Source organism: Pedobacter terrae (assembly GCF_900100705.1).
Classification (GTDB): domain Bacteria; phylum Bacteroidota; class Bacteroidia; order Sphingobacteriales; family Sphingobacteriaceae; genus Pedobacter; species Pedobacter terrae.
Genome location: NZ_FNCH01000015.1, coordinates 60,136 through 83,702, shown reverse-complemented (window position 1 = coordinate 83,702; position 23,567 = coordinate 60,136). Strand labels below are relative to the sequence as shown.

Genomic DNA, 23,567 nt, shown 5'->3' with positions numbered 1-23,567 from the left:
TGCGAGAAAAGCAAAATAAACGTTACAGCTGGCAATCTCTATTGAAAATTTGTACTTTCAGCAGATATAACTAAACCTAATGAAATACCTTTTCTCGGCCGCCCTTCTCTGTACCACTTTTTTTACCAATGCACAAGATAAATTTGGTGATGTTTTTGCCAAAATCAACACTGATGTACAGCAAAACTCAAAAGCTTATCAAACCCTCAAATATGAAACCGAGACTATCGGTCACCGTTTAACGGGTTCTGCAAATGGGGCAAAGGCCGAGCAATATGCCTTTGACTTATTAAAGTCTTATGGCTGTGAGGTGAAATTTCAGCCTTTTGAAGTCGAAAGCTGGGCACGGAAAACCATTAGTGTAGAAATTGGTAATGATCAAAACAGCCTGACCAAGATGAAGGCTGTTACGCTGGCACATTCGCCTGTGAGTGCAGATGTTACTGGTGAAATTGTAGACGCCGCTAACGGATTAGAAGCAGATTATCAGTCCAGTCCTGAAAAGTTTAAAGGTAAAATTGCTTTAATTTATCTGGGTGTGCTGCCTGGCTCTGCTGCGGGTACAAAGTCTTTACATCGTTCAGAAAAAACCGCTATTGCTACAAAATATGGTGCTATTGGTGTCATTATCATCAATACGGTAAAGGATGGTGTGCTTTTAACAGGAACGGCATCAGTAACGGGTAAATTAATTCCAATACCTGCAGTATGTATCGGTTTGGAAGACGGAATGGCTTTGAAAGATAAAATTAAAGCGCAGCCACAAATGACGCACATCACTATGAGTAACTTCTCGGGTTTGATCAAAGCCAGAAACGTAATCGCTACTTTTAAAGGAACAGCGTTGCCCAAAGATAAAATTGTAGTGGGTGGACATTTAGACAGCTGGGATTTGGCAACTGGCGCCATCGACAATGGAATTGGCTCATTCGCTATAATAGATATGGCCCGGACTTTTAAAAAGCTAAATTTAAAAACCAAACGTACAGTAGAATTTGTACTGTTTATGGGTGAGGAGCAGGGTTTGTTGGGTTCTAAAGCGTACATCGATCAGGCTAAAAAAGACAAAACCTTAAACCAGGTAAAGTTTATGCTCAACTACGATATGACCAACGATCCGAAAGGTTTTTCTACCTCACGAGCTGAAATGAAAGATTTGTTTACGGCCTGGGGAGCTGATATCGTAAAAATTGATACTGGATTTAAAAACCTGTTTAATGCAGGTGCAGGTTTGCATAGCGATCATCAGCCATTTATGCTGGAAGGTATCCCTACCGGCGGTGGCTTCGGTGGTAAACTACCTAATAATTCCGGACCCTTTTACCATTCTGATGGTGATAGCTTCAAACTGGTTGATGAACAGGAACTTAAAAATACCGTTCGTTATAGTGCTATGTTGACTTATGCGTTAGCCAATACACCGAAAATCCCGGTTGGGGTTCAGGGCGAAGAGGAACTGAGGGCTTTTCTGGAATCACAGAATTTAAAAGAACCTTTAAGCATTGCGGGTGAGTGGCGGTGGAAATAACTAGCAGTTTTGATTTCTTGCTCTTTTTCGCTTCGCGGATGATTACAACGATGTTAGGATCACAACTATTCTTATACAGATAATCCGTATAAGAATTTGTCCTTTCGACCGTAGTGGTTAAATCTTTGGAGAACTGCCTTAAAAGATTTCTCGACTCCGCTATGCTCCGCTCGAAATGACGGAAATAAATTTATTCACGGAATTGTTTCGAATGAAGACTGGCGTAAAAACCTAATACAAGAGCATACCCAAATCAGCACTACCCGCTAATATAACTTTCCAATTGCGAAATGGTCTGTTTTTGATCGGCAATGATGAATTTTACCACATCACCGATCGAAACCATTCCTTTTACCTCGCCGTTTTCTACAACGGGTAAATGGCGGATGTGTTTATCCGTCATTAGCTCCATACAATAATCTATACTGTCGCTCAACCTGATGGTTATAGGGTTAGCAGTCATGACTTCTTTAATGAGCGTATCTTTTGATGATTTCCCTTGCAGAATGATTTTTCTGGCATTATCGCGTTCCGTAAAAATGCCACGAAGCTGTTCATCTTCCATCACTAATACGGCACTGATATTTTTTTTTGTCATTACTTTTAAGGCATCCAAAACAGACATGTTTTCTGATACAGCGATAATGATGGCCTGTTTCGTGTCCAATAGGTGTTTCACGCTTTTCATAATCGTTAATTTGATTAAATCAATTTAAGGAATAATTAGCTGGATATCAAAGTTTTATTTTGGTTTCTCGGAGATTTTAAAGAAGTCAGGTTTTTTAATTGGCACCTTGCATATCAAACTGACTTCTTTGGGAGTAAATACCTCAGACCCTCATTAATCTAAACCTGACAGGAATGGCAGCCTCCGATTCTTCATCGGAGCTATAATGTATGGCAGGACAGGACCTGAACGAAGAACCACTGGACTTGCTTTCCAAAAAAACAGAAAAGACGTAAAATTTCGAAGTTAAGTGTAAAAATTGCATCACTATTTTACAATCCTCCAACCCACTCAGTTTGTTAATTATTTGGCTTTCACAAAGTGATGCCGTAACTTTGCATCACATTTAAAAACAAATAATTATGTCATCAGTAGACGCTGAAGGCAGTTTTTAAGTAGTTTTTCTATATGACACGCCCGCGAGAAACACATTTCTCGGCACATAGGGTTTAGTGTCGCCACACCGTTTTTTTAATAAAGCAGGAAATGTTTGCGCAAGGTTTGCGCACATTTTCCAGCACTTTTCGTAAGCATTTCCAGCCCTTAAAACTAATAATTTTATGGCAACTTGTAATGTTTACCACGACAAACGACGTGAAAAAAAGAAAGGGCTTTACCCAATCAAAATTAGGGTTACCCACGAAAGAAAAACCAAGTATTTTGATACAGTCTTTGCTGTTAGCGAAGGTGATTTCATCAAAATACAAACCGGTAACAGAGTTACCGATGAGCTTCGCAAAGTCAAGATCAGAATTGAGAAATTGCTTAAAAAAGCTGAAGAAGTTATCTGGGACCTTGAGTATTTCGACTTCGAAGTCTTTACCATTCGGTTCAAAGACACCGGAGACAGAAATGACCTCATCTATCTTCTGAGGTCGAAGGCAAAAAGATTAAAGGAGGAAAAATTTCTCTCCAACTCGAACCTATATGCTCAAGCAGCAAACCTGTTAGAACGTTTCGTAAAGATTGAAAAGAAGTCATCAAAACTATTGATAAGAGATTTAACTCCAGATTTTCTAAAATCCTTTCAACGATGGGCTTTGAACACGAATTATATCATCGAAAAGAACAAGGCAAAAAAGGAAAGAAAATACTCAGTCACCACAATCGGCATGTATTTGATAAGGGTCAAAGCCATCATCAACGGACAGATTGAAGCTGGGTTGATGCGTGCAGCAAGAAGCCCTTTTGGCAAAGGCAAATATATTATACCCAAATCAAGGATTTCCAAAAGACCATTAGAGAAGCAAGAGATTATTGCCATTGCCAATTTCGAAACCTCTGACCCCAAGCAAATATTTGCAAGGGATATGTTTATTTTTTCCTATCTGGCCAATGGCATGAACTTCTTCGACATTTTTATGCTCAAATGGATGGACATTAAAAGCGATGCATTCTACTTTGTTAGACAAAAAACATCCTCAAAGCTGCCAGATAAACAAATCAGGGTCTTCATTAATCAGCGCATACAGAATATTATTGATAGACATGGGGACAGGAAAGAAGGTAACCCTTACATTTTTGATATTGTACCGCGTCGAGCAGACCTTGAGACGGCCACCAAAAAAATCAGATCGCAAATTTCACAAGTAAACTTATCACTCAAACAAATCGCTGCAACCCTTAATATTACACAAGAGATTAGTACTTATTACGCCAGGCACACCTTTGCGACTATGATGCACGAACTAGGAGCATCTCTCTTTACAATCAAGGATGTCATCGGCCACGAGGATATAAAATCAACACAGGTATATGTGTCTGGAGAGAAAAAAGAGCGACTGATGCAATTGCAAAACAGGTTATTGGAAGACGAAACAATTTAAACAAAAACAACATAAAAACATGCAAGAAATTCTTTTATTGACCAAAACACAATTGAAGCTTCTCATCATTGATGCAGTCGGAACGGCGATAGCCTAATAAGGGCAGGCACCCCATCCCAGCAAGGAAAGATATATGAATACTATAGAGGCTGCGGAATTTATTAAAAAGTCACCGAATGTACTACGCCAGATTGTTCATAAGGGCGAGGTCAAATCTATTAAAAGGGGAAATAATTTATTATTCAGAGAATAAGATCTTGTGGAGTATATTGAGAAAGGACTTAGAATTATAAATCAAGATGAAGATATCGACCCAGCAAAATATTTAGTCTGACAATATTTGCTTTGGTGTTAGCATTATCCAATCGCAGTATTATTATATTGTTTTATAAATTTTTGTGCTGAATAAAGGTTATCCAATTCCGAGCTAATCGAACATAGGTATGCAAAATTACAGTAAATGATTGCTTCTAACACTAATTTTAATTTTCGTTAAAAGCGTTAGTTAAGTTTTACTAAAATTGTTAGCTTTGATAAAAAGGATTCTTTATGGAAATGTCTGTTAAAAGCAAGGTTGACGAGATTAATCTAAGACCTCACGAATTTTTATTGCCACTATTTGAAGTTGTGGTGAATTCGATACTGAGCGTTACAGAAAAATTTCCCAATGGAGGAGGACTAATCGAGATCAAGGTTGAAAGGGATAAAAAGCCTGAATTATTTTCACCTGAACTATTAAAGGACAGCACAGGAAAAATCCCTCCTGTTTCTATCAATAATATTTCAATTATTGATAATGGAGTTGGCTTTGACGACGATAATTTCAAATCTTTTAATACCGCTTATTCTGAAAAAAACAGGGATAGGGGCTGTAAGGGGGTGGGGCGTTTTACGGTTCTCGCCTGTTTCGACAACATGCATGTCAATAGTATCTATAAGAATAAAGGACAGCAATTTAATCGGGAATTTACGTTCAACGTTTTGGACGAGGTTCAGCCAAAAGATGGAAATCCAGTACTTTTAGAGAATGCTGAAAATTCGTTGACGGTAATAAGTCTGAATGCCTACAAGCCAAAGTTCAAGGACAAAACGGCGCTTTCGACCCTTCAGATTGCCAAAGATGTAATCGAGCATTGTCTGCCTTTTTTTATCAACAAGAATATTCCGACCATCGTATTAAAGGATGATCTCAATGATGAAGAGCTAGTCTTAAATGATATCGTCAAGACTGTCATTAATTTCGTGGGACAGCCCGTAGTGTTTCATCCGATAAAAGATAGTGAACCTTTTTCTTTATTGCTTGTCAGACGGAGCGATGCAAAAAACCATAGGCTAAGGCTTTGCGCAAATAACAGGGTTGTCGGCAGATCGGAAAATATAGGCGGTATAATTCCAGGATTTGAAAATAGCTTCAAGGATGATAATGGGGATGACTATTGCTTGGATGTCTATGTCCTTTCGCCTTTTCTGGACAGAAGGGTCAACACGGTAAGAAATTCATTTAACATCCCCAACGCTCCGGAAGATAATATAGTCATTGATGAAATAACCATCGCTGGCATTCATGGTGAAATAAAAGGTATTCTAGAAAATAAATATGCGACTACGCTTGAGAAAATTCAGGCTATAAACTATGATAGGATCAAAAGTTATATACTCAATCCGAAAAAACTTAGGGTTGGTTATAGATCCCTTTTGCAGAGAAAAGATCTATTGAAAGGAATACCCACCAACCTTTCGGATGATAAACTTGAAGAATTTCTCCATAAGATCAAGTTCGTCTTGGAGAGGGAACTTAGTTATGGCCTGAAGAAAGTTACCAAAAGGGGTAAAATTGACAATTATGAGGAGTACTCCTCGATCGTCAAGAAACTCATTGACCAGGAGGCTCAGTTTGCAAAAGATAAGTTGGCCGACCTGTTGATCCAAAGGAAATCGATCTTGTTGTTATTGAAGAAAATGTTAAAGATTTCTAAGGATGGTGAATACAAATTGGAAGAAGACCTTCATAATCTAATCTTTCCTATGGGACAATCTAATGATTCGATTCCATATGAATACCATAATCTTTGGCTTCTTGATGAAAGATTGGCATTTCATTCTTACATAAACTCTGATAAGCAGATCAGGAAAAATCCATTACTTGTCTCCGATAGCCGAAAGGAACCTGATATAGCGATATTTGATTTTCCATGGGCTTTTTCTGAAAAGGAAGGCCAGATGAATTCAATGGTCATATTTGAGTTTAAAAGACCAGGGCGGGATATGGATACTTCTTTGGACAAAAACCTTGATAGTCAGATCATGAAATATTTTCAGGATCTGATGCAGAGCAAAGCCAGGGACTATGATGGTGAGTTGATAAACATGGAAAAAACCACACCCAAGTTTGGCTACGTAGTTTGTGATTTGCACAAAGATTTGGTAGAGCATAATACAACCTTCAACGGTTTCAAACTAACTCCATATAAAACCCTTTACAAATTAAATGATGTCATAAATCTACATATTGAAGTGATGTCCTATCAACAATTGATAGAAATGAGCGAAAAGAAACACTATGCTTTTTTCAAGGAACTAGGCCTTGAAAATTAGTGAATTTGCTTTCTGATTTTTAATGAAAGTTTATTGTATAATATGCGCTGGTAGTCCGAGTTACCTCAGTTTTTGAAAATCTATCGCTAAAAAAAACTGCGTTCCGTGTTTTTTTAGTTAATTCTCATTTCTCTGCTTTATCGTTTAAAGATCGAAATTACTTGGAGACTAGTTACTTAGCAGACAGTTATTATTACCTGCGTTATTATTCGAAGTGTTTGAGATCATTACTTTGTTTCCATAATAACCAATTCTATTTTGAATTATTTAACTGCTGGCTGAACGAATACTTTCCACGAACATGTATGCTTCCAATAAGCATATGCAATTTCAGAAATAAAAATTTCTAGTATCAATACTTAAAATTCAGTTGTACCTGTAAAACGATATTGATATATTGCGACCAGTGCAGTATCTAAAACAAGCTTAAATCGCTTTTTGATGTTGGCCACTGCATAAAAAAAACATGAAATTTGAAAGTGGTGACGAAATCAAAGACCGTTTCCCGGATACAGCAGAAAACGACAAGAAATCGTGTAAACCTTGGTCAATATTTGATGTTAATAAAGACCAGTTCCTTTAAAATGTAGCGTTTCCACAGAAGAATTGTATTTATCGTTGAAAATATCTAAGCATAAGTTAATAATTTACGACCTATGCACTATATTTGATACTGCCAAATAGAAACCTATTACATATAACGCTCTCAAGTGAAATATGTAATCATAAAAAAATATGATTATGGAAATATCAGTACTTCAGGCAAATAATGGAGATGCTATACACATTACCTTTCAGGATGAAAATGGCCAAGAGAAAAATGTGTTGATTGATAGTGGGAAGAAACAGACTTTTCAATATACCAACCAACATAAAAAAAAAGCAGATGGTCCTCTAAAACTTTTGGTTGAAAAGTTAAAATCAGAAAAAAAGATCTTTGATCTTGTGATATTGACACACATTGATGAGGATCACATAGGAGGGTTCATCTCCTGGATTGAGTTTGAGCCTGATGATGCTTGGAAGATGATTGGTGAGGTATGGTTCAATTCGGGTAATGTAATTAAGACTTGGCTAAAAACTACACTCCCATCGTTACCCCCAATTATTATGAACATTAGTGGTTCTCGAAAAACAAGTGTAGGGCAAGGTGTTCAATTCGAGGAGTACCTAAACGAGCATAAATTATGGAATGGAGAACTGTTTGTCGCTGGCAAAGTGAGGGATTTTTACGGACTCAACTTTAAATTCCTTTCTCCGGACAAAGAAAGACTTACAGATTTGCTTGAAAAATGGAAGACTGAACGGCCAGATTCGCTAACTAGCAAAGTCAATGATCACCAAATATCATTAAAAGATCATCAGGTAAATAACCTAAAAATAACTGATGAAAGTTTTAAAGAAGATGATGCGGTGCCAAATGGCAGTTCATTGGCGTTCATTTTGTCTAATAATGGTAATGATTTTCTTTTTCTTGGAGATTCCTTTCCTTCAGTGATTAAAACTTCTTTAAAAACATTTGGCTTTGATTCTGATAATCCTTTGCCAGTTAAATTAGTTAAAATCTCTCATCACGGTGCCCAGTCTAATACCAGTGCCGCTGTTTTCAAATCCATCAAATCGGAAAACTTTATTATCAGTACAAATAGTAAACAGGATAATCATCCACACAAGCAACTTTTGGGGCGTCTGATTGATTGCCATCCTGAATGTACAATTCATTTTAATTACGGTGAACTTATCGACAGAATTTTCACCAAACAGGATCATGCTGATTTCTCAAAGTTCAAAGCCTTGCCAATTGAAAATTCATTTAAATATTAGTGTATGACACTTGATGAGATTAGACCATATGTGGTTATATTAAATGAAGGTTCAGGTTTTTTTTTCCAACCAATGGATATAAATGCAACATATATCCTTACCGCAAAACATGTAATACAAAATGCAGGAAACGCCATTCACCTTTTAAAGCGATTTACTGAAAGTGTAGGCGGGCTTATTTCAGAAGATTTGGAATACACCATGCAACCAGGCATCAATTATTTTGAACATCCAGAACGTGATGTTGCCATTTTAAAGATAGATAGACTGCAAGGATTGAGTCAGGTTATTCGAACAGATGACGTTACAGTTGATCGGGAATCTTACATTTTAGCTGGTTATCCCCAAATGCGTCGTGATATAGAAAACGATCCAAACTATCACAATGCCTATAGAACAGATGAAGGGATTACCATTCAAGGCCCAAGAAATAACTCATTAAGAGAGGCGAGGATCCCCGATAGACCGGGTCTTGATGAAGTTCGTGGACATTCTGGAGGAGGATTAGGGAAATTTGATGATGGATTTTTCTTGTTGGCAGGTATCCAAAGTCAAATGATAGGTGCAATGGACGAGCAATTGGGAAAAATTGAATTTTCACCTATGTCATCTTTTGATTCACTTGTGGCCTTATACCCCGAACAACTCACTTCACTCGATCCTGCTCATTTAGGCTGTTTCTCTTTTATTCAGGATGCTACTTTCCTTTTAAGAGTAAATTTATTCAATGAAGAAAATATAGCTTATACCCGTAATTTTCTAAAAGCAGAAACTGAAAAGATTATTAATAGTGGAACAGCACCTCATCACATCCGTCGTTACTTCAATAAGAGATTACTTCTTGATCAAGCAAATCCCAACGTCCTTAACGGTAGAAATATTTGGATCGCTTGGCTCGAATTTTTAACTATAGTTAACATTATGGAATATACTGATGTAGAAGAGGCTGATTTAAAACAGCTTTTTAACTCATTTAGGCTATTGTATTCTGACACTAAGGACGATTGGACTGTCGAAGTTCAAAAGATGATCCAAGCCGATTATCATGGGCTACCATCCGGGGGTGTAGTTGTGATTGGTACAAATAGTAGCCCTTTAGATGGACTTTATGAAATTGAGGCCAAGAGAATACCAAATCTACTGAGGGTAACTAACAAAAAATTGATGCAAACAGACAATGGTATTAACTTTCCTTTCGATCATTATCGTTTTGTTCATCTTGATTCTTTTAAAAAGAAATGTATTACCGATAAGATTGCTGAATACAGCAACATATTCGATGAACAAGAATTAATTATTAAACTACAGGGAGAATATGAGCAATATATCACTAGAAATCAGAATTAAAAAAATTTTAGAGGAACTTTACCCCTCTATAAAGTTAACTATTCACATAGAGAAGTATATATCAAACATCCATACCTTTTTTGTAAAATTCCCTTCTGAAGCGGCATTGACCAAAGACTGGGAAAATTTGTCCAATAGTATTGCCGTTTATTATCAAAGTCAATTGCCAGACGAATTTGAGATATGGAACCTTTATTTATTCTACATCACGGACTCAAATGCAGATAAGCATTTGAAATATAGGATTGAGAATGATACAGTATCCAGTAGAAAAATACTGTTAACTTATGATCGGGAAATCAACGATGAATTTATTACTTCAATAGTTGAAGAACATATTACTAACAAAAATTTAAAATTATTACCCCCTGAAAAGCGATCAGATGCACAAAAAACCGAATTCGAGAGAAATCCGCTTTTATGGCAAGTTATAGAGCAATCCGGTATTATTGAAGATAAAAAAGGTGTTGTGAAATCCAGTGCAGTATTAGAACTATTAGAACAGAAAATCAAAGATGAAATTCAAAAAAGTTGAGATTCAGGCTTTTCGGGCCTATAATTTAGCCGAAGAAGGCACCTTTGATTTCACTAAAGGTAATGAAATTGCTGACTTTGTTTCCATTTATGCCCCTAATGGCTTTGGAAAGACTTCCTTTTACGATGCTGTAGAATGGGGCGTAACCCACAACATCCATCGGTTCTTAAAGCGCCCTAAAATGAACCAGCAAGTTGCAAGGACCGAAAAAAATATCAATTCAGCTGAGCATACTCATATATTGCGAAATAAGTTTTCAGATGAGAATTTGCCGGCATTCGTGAACCTTTACACTACAACCTCCGACGATCCAATTACCAAGCAACTAAAAAAACCAAGGAAAGGTCAGCCAGATTACAAATTTGATGAGGGAGAAACTGTTAGGGGATATTTCCAAGAAGTGATTCTCTCACAGGAATGGATCGATTCATTTTTAAAAGAGGATGACGGCGCGAGTCGTTATAAGACATTTATTAAGTATTTCGGCGACAAAGAACTAGATCAATATTACAAGTGTCTAGTCAATTTATTAAAAACTAATGAAGACACCATCAAAGATTTAAAAGATCAGTTGAAGGGTTTTCAATTGGATTTAGCTTTTGATGGAGATCAGCAGGTAATGACTGCCGTCAATCAAATAATTACTAAGCTAAAAGAAAAAGAGCAATCACTAAATTACCTTGATACGAACTTTGATGAAAAAGAATCTGTCGTTTTAGGTTCCATTATTACCTCTCGTATACATGAACTGAATCAAAAGATTATTCAATCTCAAAGATTAATAGAATTAATTGATGTGGTCATTTCAGGTAACGAAAGTATCGATTCACTTCAAATTTATCAGGAGAATCAACTTGAAGAATTAGATATCAAACGAGCGATAAATGAAGCCGAAATTTCACTCGATGATTTTAGCAAACTTTCAAAATCAGAAAATCAACTTGCGGCTTTTGCTAAAAGAAAAGAAGATTTAAGGACACTACAGACATATTATGAAAGCTTGGTTTCGCATTTTCCACGTTATGAAACTATTGTTTTCAAAATCAATGATAATATTGTTAATCAAAATAAAAAGAGCTCAGAAATAAGAGATTTAAATAATGCAAAAATAAATGCCGAAAACAACCTAATCAGACTTAACAATGATATTGAAAAAAATTTAGGGGATATTTCTGTTACCACTTCTACTCTGTCACGGATTCCTTCCATTGATGAAGAAGTCAACAAATTTACACTGAGGTTGACATCTTTAAACGCATTGCTTATTAACCGAGAAACAGATCTCTCCGACAAAGCAAGAGCATTGGTAGACTACCGCAATACTTTGGCTTCAATTGATAATGTAATCTTGCAAGTCGAACAAAATTCTGCTGTCACTGGATTAGTATCTTCATTAGAAAAATTTGTGAGTGAAATCAGGGAATTAGAGAAAATAAGGCTTAAAGGATTAGAATTTCGACAGAGTTTCCAAGTTCGCACAGCCGCTCTGGAACACCAAAAAGAACTACAAAGTGATATCGCAGAACTGCTTCGCAAAGGCTTAACAATAGTGACTGAATCTAAGACTAGCTCTTGTCCGTTATGCAACCAAAATTATACTGACTTCATTGAACTCACAAATCGGATTTCAAGCAATGATTCATTAGATGCGGGTTTAAAAATGGCATTGTCCGAGCAGGCAGAAAGTGAAGGACAGCAGCGTGTAAACGATTTAGCTGAGAGCACACAAAAAGAAAAGTTACTTTCATCGCTACGTGCTGAAAGACAGTCTGCATGGGAATTGTTGGCTAATGCGATAGCGCAAGAAAATGAATTAAAAAATCAAATTGCAGCAGACAAGGCAGAGTTAGATACATTAATCACTCGGATCGATGAGCTAAATTCCCAGCTGCTAAACCAATCCGCAAAAAATTATGCCGCAACTTTGGAAAGCCAATTGCAAAACTTGCAAAACCAACGTAATGCATATCTTGTGGAGCTTTCTCAATTACAGGGTAATCTTGAAGTAGCGGAAAAGAATGTTATCACAGCAAATAGCGAACTGAAAAAACTGCAAGAAGAGCGCACAGCCCTCCTAGATGACGCATCTTATACCTCGATACTAGAATATCTTAATCTACGCTCAGTTAATATTGATAGCTCAGTTACACTCGCCGAAATTCAGCAATTGCTGAACCAGGCTATTGAAGATCTTCGAAAATCTCTTGAAGATGAGCAGCAACAAAGGGTAATTAGCAACAATCTTAAGATACAAACATCTGCCTTTAGTGTCGAAGCTTTGACCTCCAAGATAACAGCGAATAAAGATCGATTATCTCAATTGCGACAACGAATAAGCGTTTATGAAGAATTTCTGAAAAACGAATTCAATTTCTCAACTGAAGGACAGACATTTAATTCCATCACAGAATTTACTGTGAGAGTTAGAGAGGCGCAGCGAAAAGCAATAAGTGAATCGGAAATCGTAATCTCCTTTTTTGAATTGTTATCAAAACTTAAAGAAGAAGTCATTCCGTATTTACGTTATCAAAAAGCAAAAAGTGATGAAAAGACTATCAAAGCAAGAATAAAGTTCCTCAACACCATTTTAAAAACAACCCTAGAAGCAGAAAGAGATTTAGTTATAGCACATATAGATAAACAAATCAATTCTTTCTTTTTCGAGGATATTATTAATGCCCTCTACAGAAAGATCGATCCACATCCTGATTACAAGGAAATTATATTTAAATGTGATTTTACCGACAACAATCCACAGCTTAATGTTTGTGTAACAGATGAAAAGAAGGTTACTCTCCAAATCCCTAATTTATATTTCAGTACTGCACAGTTAAATATTTTAAGTCTAAGCATTTTCTTAGCCAAAGCCTTGCATGCCATTGATCTAGATAATAAAACTCCCTTGGAGTGTATATTTATAGATGATCCTATTCAGGCAATGGATAGTATAAATATTTTATCTACTATTGATTTGCTTCGTAGTATCACGGTCAACTTTGGACGTCAAATTATATTATCAACCCATGATGCAAATTTTCATAATCTGCTTATGAAAAAGATTCCTCATAAGCTTTTTAATTCGAAATTTATGGAACTGGAGACTTTTGGAAAGGTAAAACAAACAGAGGAATTTGATGCAGTTTAGCGAAATTCCGAAAAAGTGCTAAACGTTTCTAATTCACCAGTTAAAATTCCTATCAGGTAATCGATAGGAATTTTAATCTATCAATTTGTTGTAGCATTTATGAAATATGGAAATAAATAACAACCAGTCTTCGCTCAAATTGAGTAGTATCGCAAAACCCTCCCTAGATGGTATGCAAGAAATAAAATTCGTTTATCAACAATTGTTGAACTCAACAGAACTTACCGCTCAGTCCAGAGGTTTTAAGCTAGAAGATCTCATGAGGAGTATTCTTCAATTCGAAGAGCTAGAACCTAAAGCTAGCTATCGCAAAATCGGTGAGCAAATGGATGGCTCGTTTTTCTGGATGGGACAGACTTTTATTTTCGAGGCAAAGTGGGAAAAAAACAAAATATCTGCCTCTTCTATTTATGCATTTAGGGGAAAAGTTCAAGGGAAGTTTCATACAACGAGTGGTATTTTCATTGCCATGAACGGTTATCACAAAGATACAGAGCAGGCTTTATTATCGGGAAAAGTAGGTGATATTCTTCTCTTTGATGGTGAAGATATGCATGCCATTTTTACTGGTGAGGTATCCTTTAAATCTGTCCTCAAATATAAGCTCCGCGCGGCTGGTGATAGCGGAACTCTTTATGCTAAGTATGCCCAATTGATAGAAGTAAACGTGACGGCAGTTAGTCATGCCTTTTTGGCTAGCCCACGGCTAAATACTGTATCTCATCAATCATATTTGAATGATTTGCTAGTTTTTGTAGAGAGCAGAAATGATTTTGAAATTGTAGATAAAATACTCAAATCAGTAACCAATTCCTTTGCTTTGTCTTATCGACTAATATCGCTTGAAGGTGCATATAACATATCTGCTATACCCTCATTTATTAGCACTTACCAAGGTCAAAAAAAATTAAAAGGATTTATTTCTTTTCTCGATGATGATGTAAATATCTTTAGTTTTCATACTCAGATTAACATAGTTTCCGAGCAACTTTCCAAGGCAGCTATTCCATTAAATCATCTTTTTCTATTCATTCCTAAAGAAACAAAATCCACCTACCAATCGACGAAATCGATAGGAGAAGCTGAATCACTTAATGAAATCAAAAACAAACTGATATCCTTTCTCGCCAATACTGCAGAAGAATACTATGATCCTGAAGAATTCATTTTATCTGATATACTTCCTCATCTTTTAGAGGATATAGACTGGGATGAATCAGAACAATGTGTTTTCATAACTGACGATCATACTGGAATGCCTTCACGTATTGAATCTCTGGACGAACTTGTAAGTCATTTAAACGACAAACTCATTCAAAATCAAACGGAGAATCTTCCGCTCGATTGGCTAAATGAGATGGAGTCAGAAGATTATGCATGGGATATTCACTCCTACATAGAAGAAAATTATAATAACAAACTTCAAGCTTTGGGTTGGGAATAATGTTGAAACTCAATTATTAGCATTAGAGAAGCAGGAGTTACATTTGGTTAGTTTCACATTGTTTCAGAAAAATTTTCCTAAATCCCTTGTTCCGCTTCGTTTTTTTGTCTACTCTACCGAAATTAAGCATGGGACAGGCCATCAACGGCACCAATGTCTATTCATAATAATTGGTTTGGGCTGGTGGATGTCAGTATCTCAAATAATTTTTCTCCTTCTCTATTTATTTTTTTTCTTGGCGTCAATCTAACCTCCATTTACATATCCATAAATTACTTTCATATCATCTTTTACATTAGTATTTGGAATTCGATTAAAGTTTGGTCTATCGTGTATTTTGAGCTCCAAGCAGGTTTGATTGGAATTAAATTTTCGTTTCGATAATCAGCTTTGTTTTCTAATTCAACTATTATTTTAAAAGTCGCTGACTTTAGTTTAAATGGTTCGCGACTATAGATTGTATTACTACAATAATCCACCTTTCTTAGGGTTGAACATATCAACGTATCCTTGCCGTTGTGTGACTTTATGTTATCCTGAATAAGAATGCTTAGTAAGTCAGCTCTTATCGCTTCTCACAATATTTTATACAGTTTGCAGATACATTTTAAAAGATGGTCTACTGAATAGTAGACGATATGCAAAACTATTCTAGTTTCTCGAAAAGAGGTTTTAAACGAACTCTTACCCCCTTTCAAATCTTTAATTTTAAAATTTATACTATGGAAGCAAATGTTTTTATTGCCACCGAAAGTCAGTTACGTGCATTGATAAACGATGCTGTACGTGCAGCACTTGAAAATGCCCCAGCGGCGGAACGCCCTATCAGAAGTAGATACTTCTCTACTAAAGAAGCAGCCGATTTTATCAAAAAAACCCCTAATGCCCTTAGACAAATCGTTCATAAAGGCGAAATACCATCAATGAAACGGGGCAACAACTTGTTGTTTTTTGAGGAAGACCTCGTAACTTGGATTGAAAAAGGGCGCAGAGAAGTTCAGGATGATGAAGACCCTGGAGCTTACCTCAAATAAACTCGTCCCATTACATTCTCAATCCAAGTTTAATTCCTAGAAAAGTAATCGAAACGTATAATTTTGTGTGCACATCTGCGCTACATATTTTTACGTTTATTATTCACGTCTATTTTATGTATTTTTGTGGCGCGTTGGGAATGTTTGCAAATTTGTTTGCAAAAGCGACATTGGAAAGACGTTAAAATATTGAAAAACAAACAATTAAAACAATAAATTATGTCATCAGTAGAGACTACATACGTTCCTTATAAAGTTAAGGACATTTCACTGGCAGAATGGGGCCGTAAAGAAATCGAATTAGCCGAAGCAGAAATGCCAGGTTTAATGAGTTTACGTAAAGAATTCGGTCCAACACAACCGTTAAAAGGTGCGCGTATTGCAGGTTGTCTGCACATGACCATCCAAACGGCTGTATTAATCGAAACATTGGTGGCCCTTGGTGCTGAAGTTACCTGGTCATCTTGCAATATTTTTTCTACACAAGATCACGCTGCTGCTGCAATTGCTGCTGCGGGTATTCAGGTTTATGCCTGGAAAGGTTTAAACGAAGAAGAATTCGACTGGTGTATTGAGCAAACTTTACACTTCGGTCCGGAGCAACAACCATTAAACATGATTTTGGATGATGGTGGCGATTTAACCAATATGGTTTTCGACCGCTTCCCTGAATTGATTGCAAACATTAAAGGTTTATCAGAAGAAACCACAACTGGTGTTCACCGTTTGTACGAAAGAATGAAAAACGGAACATTGCACATACCTGCAATTAACGTTAATGATTCGGTTACCAAATCTAAATTCGATAACAAATACGGATGTCGCGAATCATTGGTTGATGCGATCCGTCGCGCAACTGACGTAATGATGGCCGGTAAAGTGGCTGTGGTTTGTGGTTATGGTGACGTAGGTAAAGGTTCTGCAGAATCGTTAAGCTCACAAGGTGTACGTGTTATTGTAACTGAAATTGACCCAATCTGTGCTTTACAGGCTGCAATGGAAGGCTACGAAGTGAAAAAATTAGCTAACGCCATTAAAGAAGCAGATATTGTAGTGACTACAACTGGTAACTGTGATATCGTTCGCGAGCAACACTTCAGGGCATTAAAAGATAAAGCGATTGTTTGTAACATTGGTCACTTCGATAACGAAATTGATATGGCCTGGTTAAACGGTGCTTATGGCGATACAAAAGTAGAAATTAAACCTCAGGTTGATAAATATACTATTGACGGTAAAGACGTAATTGTTCTTGCTGAAGGTCGTTTAGTAAACTTAGGTTGCGCTACTGGTCACCCAAGTTTTGTAATGAGTAATTCATTTACTAACCAAACTTTAGCTCAATTAGAGCTTTGGACGAACACTGCCGCTTACGAAAACAAAGTATATACTTTGCCTAAACATTTAGATGAAAAAGTTGCCCGTTTACACTTAGAAAAAATCGGTGTTGAATTAGATGTTCTGGATCAACACCAGGCTGATTATATTGGCGTACCGGTAGAAGGTCCTTTTAAAGCAGATACTTACAGGTACTAGTTCAGTTTACAGTTTTTAATTAGTAGTTAACTAAATGCCATAATATCGAAGGGATATGCAATAAGCATGTCCCTTTTTTTATTCCCCTCTCTCAGAGGGGCGTCATTATAGTTGTTTGAAAACGTACGTTCAGTGCTCTTCGGAGGCTTTAGTCCTGCTATTCATTCCAATCTTTTTGTTGCTCTTCGACTACGCTCATGACAACAAAAAAAATTTCCATTTCTATCAGGTTTATTTTACAGCGGGCTGTGGTTCTTTTGCTATTGAAAACTTAGATTTGAAAAAATAAAAACGATGAAAAAGTTAATTTTTGCCCTTTTACTTGGTGTGTTTTCTGTTGCTGGAAATGCGCAAATAGCACCTCAAAAAACTGCGGCTTCAAAAGTAATTACCAAACAGGTAGTTGATATTGCCTGTGGCGAATGTCAGTTTAAAATGAAAGGTAAAGATTGCGAGTTAGCAGTCAAAATTGATGGCAAACCTCATTTTGTGGATGGTAAAGGCATTGATGATTTTGGCGATGCCCATGGCAAACACGGTTTTTGCAATGCGGTAAGCAAAGCAGAAGTTACCGGCGAAATCGTAAACAACCGCTTTCAAGCAAAAGAAATAAAGTTATTACCGGTTAAGAAGTAGTTTTACCGCAAAGAACGCAAAGCTTTTCGCAAAGGACGCTGAGCTGGATTGACGATTACTATCTGAATGTAGCTTTGTGTGCTCTGCGCCTTTTCTCCGTGTTCTCTGCGGTTAAAAAAGCGATAAATTATTCAAATTCCTTTTCCAAACCTTGCCTTAAATCGAAAAGCAACCATTGTTTGTTTTTCACATCAGCTTGTTTTGCTTTTAGCAACTGGATAAAATCTTTTACCCCTATTTCTTCATTGCCGTTGCCATGGATCAGTACAATGCTACCCGCATTAGGTTGTTGTCCTTTGGCTAACCAGGCGTCGCTTCCAATGGGGATTAATCCATAAGCTTCGATTCTTTCAACAATTTTTCTGTCCGACACCAGACCAGGGAAGCGGAAAAATACTGAAGGGGTTAGGCCGTTTTTTAACATCAGTTTTTCGTTTTCCAATACTTCTACATCCAAATTGGTTCCAGGTGCCAACAGGAAATTTTCGGCTAATGGCAATTTATTTACTTCGTGGTTGTAGGTATGGTTTACCCAGGTAATGTTCAGTTCCTTTTTCTCCACTAAACTTTTTAACCAATTTAAATCACCCTGGTGTTTTAGCATCCACTTACCCGAAACGGATACCGCAAGAGGGGCGGGTTGCGATATCTCTTTAAATTCATCAAAAACCGATTGGAAAATAATCCGGTCTAAAGGCTTATGCGAAGGGCAAAGATCAATGGTTAAGGTAATGCCTTTTTCATTTGGTATGGCATGATCGATGCCTGCATTTTGAAGTTGCAGATCTTTGGCTGCCGCGGCTTCAATTGATTTGATATAAGCGGTGTTTTTAAAAATGGCGAGTACATTGGGATATTGTAAACTTCTTGTGGTATAATCACTGGCCAAAGTCACTTTGGTATCTAAAGTTTCAGGGTTTACCAGCAATAGATATTTTTGATTATTTGCAGAAAAACTTCTAATTGAAATCAACCGTTCATTGGCATTTATTGCAAGGGCATAATTTACTTTGTAGCGTTTAATATCTTCAAAATTTTGTGCAAAAATTCCAGTACAAAAAAAGCAGAGACAAAAAATGTTGAGCAGTATGAATTTAGATAACTTCATGTTTCCTTATTTAAAATCTTTCTAATTTAAGCCAATTCATTATCTTTACAAACATCACCATGAACAAAGAAAAATTAAAATTATGGTTTAAGCGGGTAGGACTGGTGGGGTTTTTATTCTTCCTGATTAAAGGATTAATATGGCTTGTTGTGTTCTATGTTATTGGTAAAAATGTGAGTTAAATTAGTTCATTAGCTCACTGGTCATTGGTTCATTAGTCCGTGCCAGTTGTGTTAAATCTTTAACCGACCATCATCCTGATCCGATTGCTATCGGATTTGTCTCAGGATCTTTCTGGCAAATATTTTAACAACTACTTAAATGTAAACAACATATTGGCCAAAAAATTCCACACAAATACGATTACAATTGCAAAAAACTTCGCCACATAAAAGTTGGTTCCATTTTTTCTTTGGTGGAATAAGTAAATGATAAAGGTATTTAAGCCTAATCCGATCAAACTCACCATCAAAAATTTGCTAAACTCCGTTCCCCAATGGCTATTGGTACTCTGAAATGTCCATATCCTGTTAATGAGGTAATTATTGGTTACGGCTAAAGTAAAACCGATGGCATTAGCAATGTATTTATTGATCTTAATTTTCTCTTTGCACAACCAGGTTGCTCCAAAATCAATTGCCATGCCAAGCAAGCCTGTCAATCCAAATTTTATAATGCGGAAGAATAAATCCATTTAATGCAATTTAACCAGATAAAAATGTTCTAATAGCTGAGGACGCGTTTTAGCATTGATAAATTTAGGGGTTAGCTTGGTAATGTGATAGTATTCGAACGATTTTAGTACTTCGGCGCCATAATCTTTTTTCAATTTTACCAGTTCCGATTCTGGAGTGTAAATTACAAGGTCTTTTTCACCTTTCGATTTATTTAGCTCCTCGTAACTCCAAAAGTATTTTGGTTCGCCATTGGCATAAAAATCAAAAGAATAGGCATCTGGATACATCAGCACAGCGGCTTTGGCTTTAGGGTAATTTTCTTTTAACCAGTTACCCGCTTCCATGCCTGATTCATATTTTAGCACCGATGGATAGAAAAAAACCGATAGAAATATCATTAAGGCAACTGAAATCATCGCACTTCTCGACAATAAGTTTTCGGTCTTTAATCCTTTGAAGACTAAAAAAGAAACCGCCAATAACAGAACTAAAACGGCAATTGCTATGTAATGATTTGTAAAACCAAAAAAGAACGCAATAGCAGATAAAATCAAAATAATTAAAATGGCCAGTACATTTTGGATGGTAAAAAAAACTTTCAGGCTTTTGCCTTTCAATTGCTTTATATACAAAGCGGTGATGATGGCAAACTGTGGAAGGATAATCAAAATATAATGTGGCAACTGAAATTTAGACAATGAAAACAATAAAAAAGTTATCGCAGCACTGGTCCAGATAATAATGCTTTCTGCCGGTAAACCGGCTCTGTTTTTCTTTTTAAAAAGATTAACCACTGCGGTATAAAACAATATCGACCAGGGTAAAAATGCCCAAAGCGTGGTATGAAGGAAAAATGAAATATCGCCTTTTCCTTTTATTGGTCCATTGTTAAAAAAACGGCCGAACTGGCTATCCCAAAAGAAAAATTTTAGACCTGACACACCAGTTTTTCCGAATACAACCTTTTCAGGATGTAAATCAAACTGCACATATAAAGCATATAACTCTGGAATAACAAAAATGAAAATCAATACAATGGCTAACCACCATTTTAGTTTCAACAACTGTTTAAACTGTTTGGTTAATAACCAGTAAATGATAAAGCCACCAAAAACAGGAATCAATACAAATATGCCTTTAATCATGATGGCACATGCTGCGAAAAACGAGCCTGCAACAATATGCCAGAAGGAACTTTGATGCGCTTTATAATAGTGATAAATAGCCGCCAGGGTAAAGGTAGTAATGTAAACTTCTGCACGGACGTCAAAGGTAGATATGAGGATGTGCAGCGAACTCAAAAAAATCAACGCACTAATCAACCCTGTTTTTTCGTTGTAAATATCTTTTGTCAGTTTATAAAGATACCATGCGCCCCATAATCCGAATAAAAAAGAGGGCAGTTTATAGGCAAAAGCTGTAATTCCGAAAATTTTAAATGAGGCAGCGGCCAACCAAAAAGTTAGATGTGGTTTGTCTAACCAATCTGCACCACGAACATATATGTTTACCCAATCGTTACGAAGCACCATGTTTTTGGCTATGGAGGCATAAAGCGCAGAATCTGGTTCCATTATGCCACCAAAAAGTGCCAATACGCTAACTAGCGCAATTAGGGTGATTAAAATTTTATATAGCGTGGTCTCTTTCAAGTTCATTTACAGGAAGCAAATATGAGCAAAAAAAAGTCAAATTTTTTTAAGGTTTAAGATAAACAGGAGCAAAGCCTTATCTTTGCTTTATGACAAAGTTATCGGTTAACATCAATAAAATTGCTACGCTCCGTAATAGTCGTGGAGGCAATAATCCTGATTTGGTAAAGGTTGCACTAGACTGCGAGCGTTTCGGTGCGCAGGGAATTACGGTACACCCACGCCCTGATGAACGCCACATCCGTTACCAGGATGTTTACGATTTAAAGGCTGCTATTGCGACTGAATTTAATATTGAAGGAAATTGCAAAGAAGATAAATTTGTTGATCTGGTTTTGGCTAACAAACCTGCCCAGGTTACTTTGGTACCCGATGCCGAGGGTCAGATTACTTCGAACCATGGTTGGGATACCATCAAACATAAAGATTACCTGAAAGAAATGGTTGCTGTTTTTCAGAAAGAGGGCATCCGTGTTTCGATTTTTGTTGATCCGGTGGTAGAAATGGTTGAAGGTGCTGCAGAAACGGGAACAGATCGGATCGAACTATACACTGAAGCTTATGCACATAATTATTTTGCTGACCGCGAAAAGGCAGTAGTGAGTTATATTGCTGCAGCACATCATGCCAATAAATTAGGCTTAGGCATTAATGCTGGTCACGATCTGGATCTGCACAATCTGCATTATTTTGCCCAAAGCATCCCGGGCTTATTGGAAGTTTCTATCGGTCATGCTTTAATCAGCGATGCGCTTTATTTAGGTTTAGAAGTAACTATTCAGAAATATTTACAACAGCTCGCTTAGGGGTTAACCACAAAGCGCACAAAGAAGTACAGAGCAAACAGAGCCTCTGCGAACTCGGTGTAAAACTCTTTTTTCTCTGTGGTTAAAAAATAAATTATGTTAAAAGGAATTCTCCTTGTTTTTTTTGGTGCCTGTAGTTTTGGCATCCTTTCTACCTTTGTTAAACTGGCTTATCATGAAGGTTATACTTTGGGTGACGTTACCGGTGCTCAGGCTTTTTTTGGAGCCGTAATTTTATGGGTGTTATTTTTCTTCCAAAGTAGAACCGCAACTTATAAGGCTAAGGTTTTGCCCGCTAAAACACCGTGGTGGCAAATGGTAATTGCGGGTACCTGCACAGGTCTGGTTAGTATTTTTTACTATCAATGTGTAAAGCTGGTGCCTAATTCGGTTGCCATTATTTTATTGATGCAGTTTATATGGATGAGTATTTTATTGGAATACCTCATTTTTAAAAAGAAACCTACAGGTTTACAGTTAGCCGCTATTTTATTGGTTTTAGCTGGTACAGTTTTAGCCAGCGGAATGGCAGAGACCAATATTGGAAGCATGGATTTAAAAGGAATTGGTTTTGGTTTGCTGGCTGCGCTGTGTTATGCCGGCTTTTTGTTATTGAGCGGTAGAATCGGAAATGAATATGCACCATTGAAGAAAAGTGCGCTGATGATTACCGGCGCTTGTATCTTGATCTTTATCATCTTCCCTCCAGCATTCTTATTTAATGGTGCATTGGGTGGAAGTTTATTGAAATGGGGGTTGATTATCTCAGTTTTCGGTACGGTAATTCCGCCATTATTTTATGCAGAAGGCGTACCGAGAATTGGTACTGCTATCAGTTCTATTTTGAGCGCTGCAGAGTTGCCTGTGGCCGTAATGATGGCTGGTTTTGTGCTGCAAGAGCAGGTGTCGTTTTTAAGGTGGGTTGGTGTGGTGGTCATTTTATCGGCAATGGTTTTGCCAAATCTGAAATATTTAAAGCGAGATTAATCTAGTTTTTTACCGCAAAGTACACAGAGAGAAGGCACAGAGGGCACAAAGCAGGGCTTTGAAATTTATTGTTGTGCCTTGAATGCAACTTGGTGTTCTTAACGCCTTTGTGGTTTAAGCCTTAAAGATTAATAAACTTCGCGTTCTTTGCGGTTAAACT

The 23,567-nt window shown here is 36.9% G+C and carries 17 protein-coding genes; 13 read left to right on the top strand and 4 right to left on the bottom strand.

Annotated features, from left to right (window positions below; genetic code table 11):
* Positions 1 to 79 precede the first annotated feature (79 nt).
* A complete protein-coding gene (locus BLR60_RS17635; RefSeq protein ID WP_090502202.1) occupies positions 80 to 1,528 on the top strand; it encodes a M20/M25/M40 family metallo-hydrolase in 1,449 nt (482 codons plus the stop codon).
* Between the two features lie 259 nt (positions 1,529 to 1,787).
* Here BLR60_RS17635 and BLR60_RS17630 read toward each other — a convergent pair whose 3' ends face one another.
* Positions 1,788 to 2,216 carry a CBS domain-containing protein gene (locus tag BLR60_RS17630; protein WP_090502200.1) on the bottom strand — a complete coding sequence of 143 codons (429 nt, stop codon included), beginning with the start codon at positions 2,214 to 2,216 and terminating at the stop codon, positions 1,788 to 1,790.
* A 599-nt stretch (positions 2,217 to 2,815) separates the two neighbouring features.
* Between BLR60_RS17630 and BLR60_RS17625 the strand changes: the two genes are divergently transcribed.
* The 10 genes from BLR60_RS17625 to BLR60_RS17580 all read left to right on the top strand — a co-directional run bounded on the left by BLR60_RS17625 (position 2,816) and on the right by BLR60_RS17580 (position 18,177).
* Positions 2,816 to 4,081 (top strand): tyrosine-type recombinase/integrase, encoded by a 1,266-nt coding sequence (locus tag BLR60_RS17625; protein WP_090502198.1) that lies wholly within the window; start codon positions 2,816 to 2,818, stop codon positions 4,079 to 4,081.
* Between the two features lie 549 nt (positions 4,082 to 4,630).
* Positions 4,631 to 6,676: an ATP-binding protein gene (locus tag BLR60_RS17620; RefSeq protein ID WP_090502196.1), complete on the top strand. Its 2,046-nt coding sequence runs from the start codon at positions 4,631 to 4,633 to the stop codon at positions 6,674 to 6,676.
* A gap of 741 nt (positions 6,677 to 7,417) precedes the next feature.
* Entirely contained in the window at positions 7,418 to 8,500 is a 1,083-nt protein-coding gene (locus BLR60_RS17615) for a ComEC/Rec2 family competence protein (protein ID WP_143009104.1), read from the top strand.
* 3 nt (positions 8,501 to 8,503) lie between these two features.
* The gene (locus BLR60_RS17610; RefSeq protein WP_090502194.1) at positions 8,504 to 9,847 is read left to right on the top strand and encodes an ABC-three component system protein; all 1,344 of its coding nucleotides are present in this window, start codon (positions 8,504 to 8,506) and stop codon (positions 9,845 to 9,847) included.
* Positions 9,816 to 10,382 (top strand): ABC-three component system middle component 1, encoded by a 567-nt coding sequence (locus tag BLR60_RS17605; RefSeq protein WP_090502192.1) that lies wholly within the window; start codon positions 9,816 to 9,818, stop codon positions 10,380 to 10,382. Before BLR60_RS17610 ends, BLR60_RS17605 begins: the two co-directional genes overlap by 32 nt.
* Positions 10,363 to 13,527, top strand: coding sequence for an AAA family ATPase (locus tag BLR60_RS17600; protein ID WP_090502190.1), 3,165 nt, complete (start codon positions 10,363 to 10,365; stop codon positions 13,525 to 13,527). The genes BLR60_RS17605 and BLR60_RS17600 overlap by 20 nt, the downstream gene beginning before the upstream one ends.
* Positions 13,528 to 13,699: 172 nt before the next feature.
* On the top strand, positions 13,700 to 14,971 hold the full coding sequence (locus tag BLR60_RS17595) for a restriction endonuclease (protein WP_167354772.1): 1,272 nt from the start codon (positions 13,700 to 13,702) through the stop codon (positions 14,969 to 14,971).
* 722 nt (positions 14,972 to 15,693) lie between these two features.
* Positions 15,694 to 16,005 carry a helix-turn-helix domain-containing protein gene (locus BLR60_RS17590; protein ID WP_167354771.1) on the top strand — a complete coding sequence of 104 codons (312 nt, stop codon included), beginning with the start codon at positions 15,694 to 15,696 and terminating at the stop codon, positions 16,003 to 16,005.
* A 219-nt stretch (positions 16,006 to 16,224) separates the two neighbouring features.
* Entirely contained in the window at positions 16,225 to 17,541 is a 1,317-nt protein-coding gene (gene ahcY / locus BLR60_RS17585; RefSeq protein WP_090502184.1) for an adenosylhomocysteinase, read from the top strand.
* 294 nt (positions 17,542 to 17,835) lie between these two features.
* On the top strand, positions 17,836 to 18,177 hold the full coding sequence (locus BLR60_RS17580; RefSeq protein WP_090502182.1) for a DUF6370 family protein: 342 nt from the start codon (positions 17,836 to 17,838) through the stop codon (positions 18,175 to 18,177).
* A gap of 127 nt (positions 18,178 to 18,304) precedes the next feature.
* Here BLR60_RS17580 and BLR60_RS17575 read toward each other — a convergent pair whose 3' ends face one another.
* The 3 genes from BLR60_RS17575 to BLR60_RS17565 all read right to left on the bottom strand — a co-directional run bounded on the left by BLR60_RS17575 (position 18,305) and on the right by BLR60_RS17565 (position 21,620).
* The gene (locus BLR60_RS17575) at positions 18,305 to 19,285 is read right to left on the bottom strand and encodes a polysaccharide deacetylase family protein (RefSeq protein WP_244155692.1); all 981 of its coding nucleotides are present in this window, start codon (positions 19,283 to 19,285) and stop codon (positions 18,305 to 18,307) included.
* Positions 19,286 to 19,598: 313 nt separating this feature from the next.
* Positions 19,599 to 19,979, bottom strand: coding sequence for a GtrA family protein (locus tag BLR60_RS17570; RefSeq protein ID WP_090502180.1), 381 nt, complete (start codon positions 19,977 to 19,979; stop codon positions 19,599 to 19,601).
* Positions 19,980 to 21,620, bottom strand: coding sequence for an ArnT family glycosyltransferase (locus tag BLR60_RS17565; protein WP_090502178.1), 1,641 nt, complete (start codon positions 21,618 to 21,620; stop codon positions 19,980 to 19,982).
* A gap of 83 nt (positions 21,621 to 21,703) precedes the next feature.
* Here BLR60_RS17565 and BLR60_RS17560 point away from each other — a divergent pair, with 83 nt between their 5' ends.
* Both BLR60_RS17560 and BLR60_RS17555 read left to right on the top strand, forming a co-directional pair.
* Positions 21,704 to 22,420 (top strand): pyridoxine 5'-phosphate synthase, encoded by a 717-nt coding sequence (locus BLR60_RS17560; RefSeq protein WP_090502176.1) that lies wholly within the window; start codon positions 21,704 to 21,706, stop codon positions 22,418 to 22,420.
* Positions 22,421 to 22,516: 96 nt separating this feature from the next.
* A complete protein-coding gene (locus tag BLR60_RS17555; protein WP_090502174.1) occupies positions 22,517 to 23,407 on the top strand; it encodes an EamA family transporter in 891 nt (296 codons plus the stop codon).
* Positions 23,408 to 23,567 lie beyond the last annotated feature (160 nt).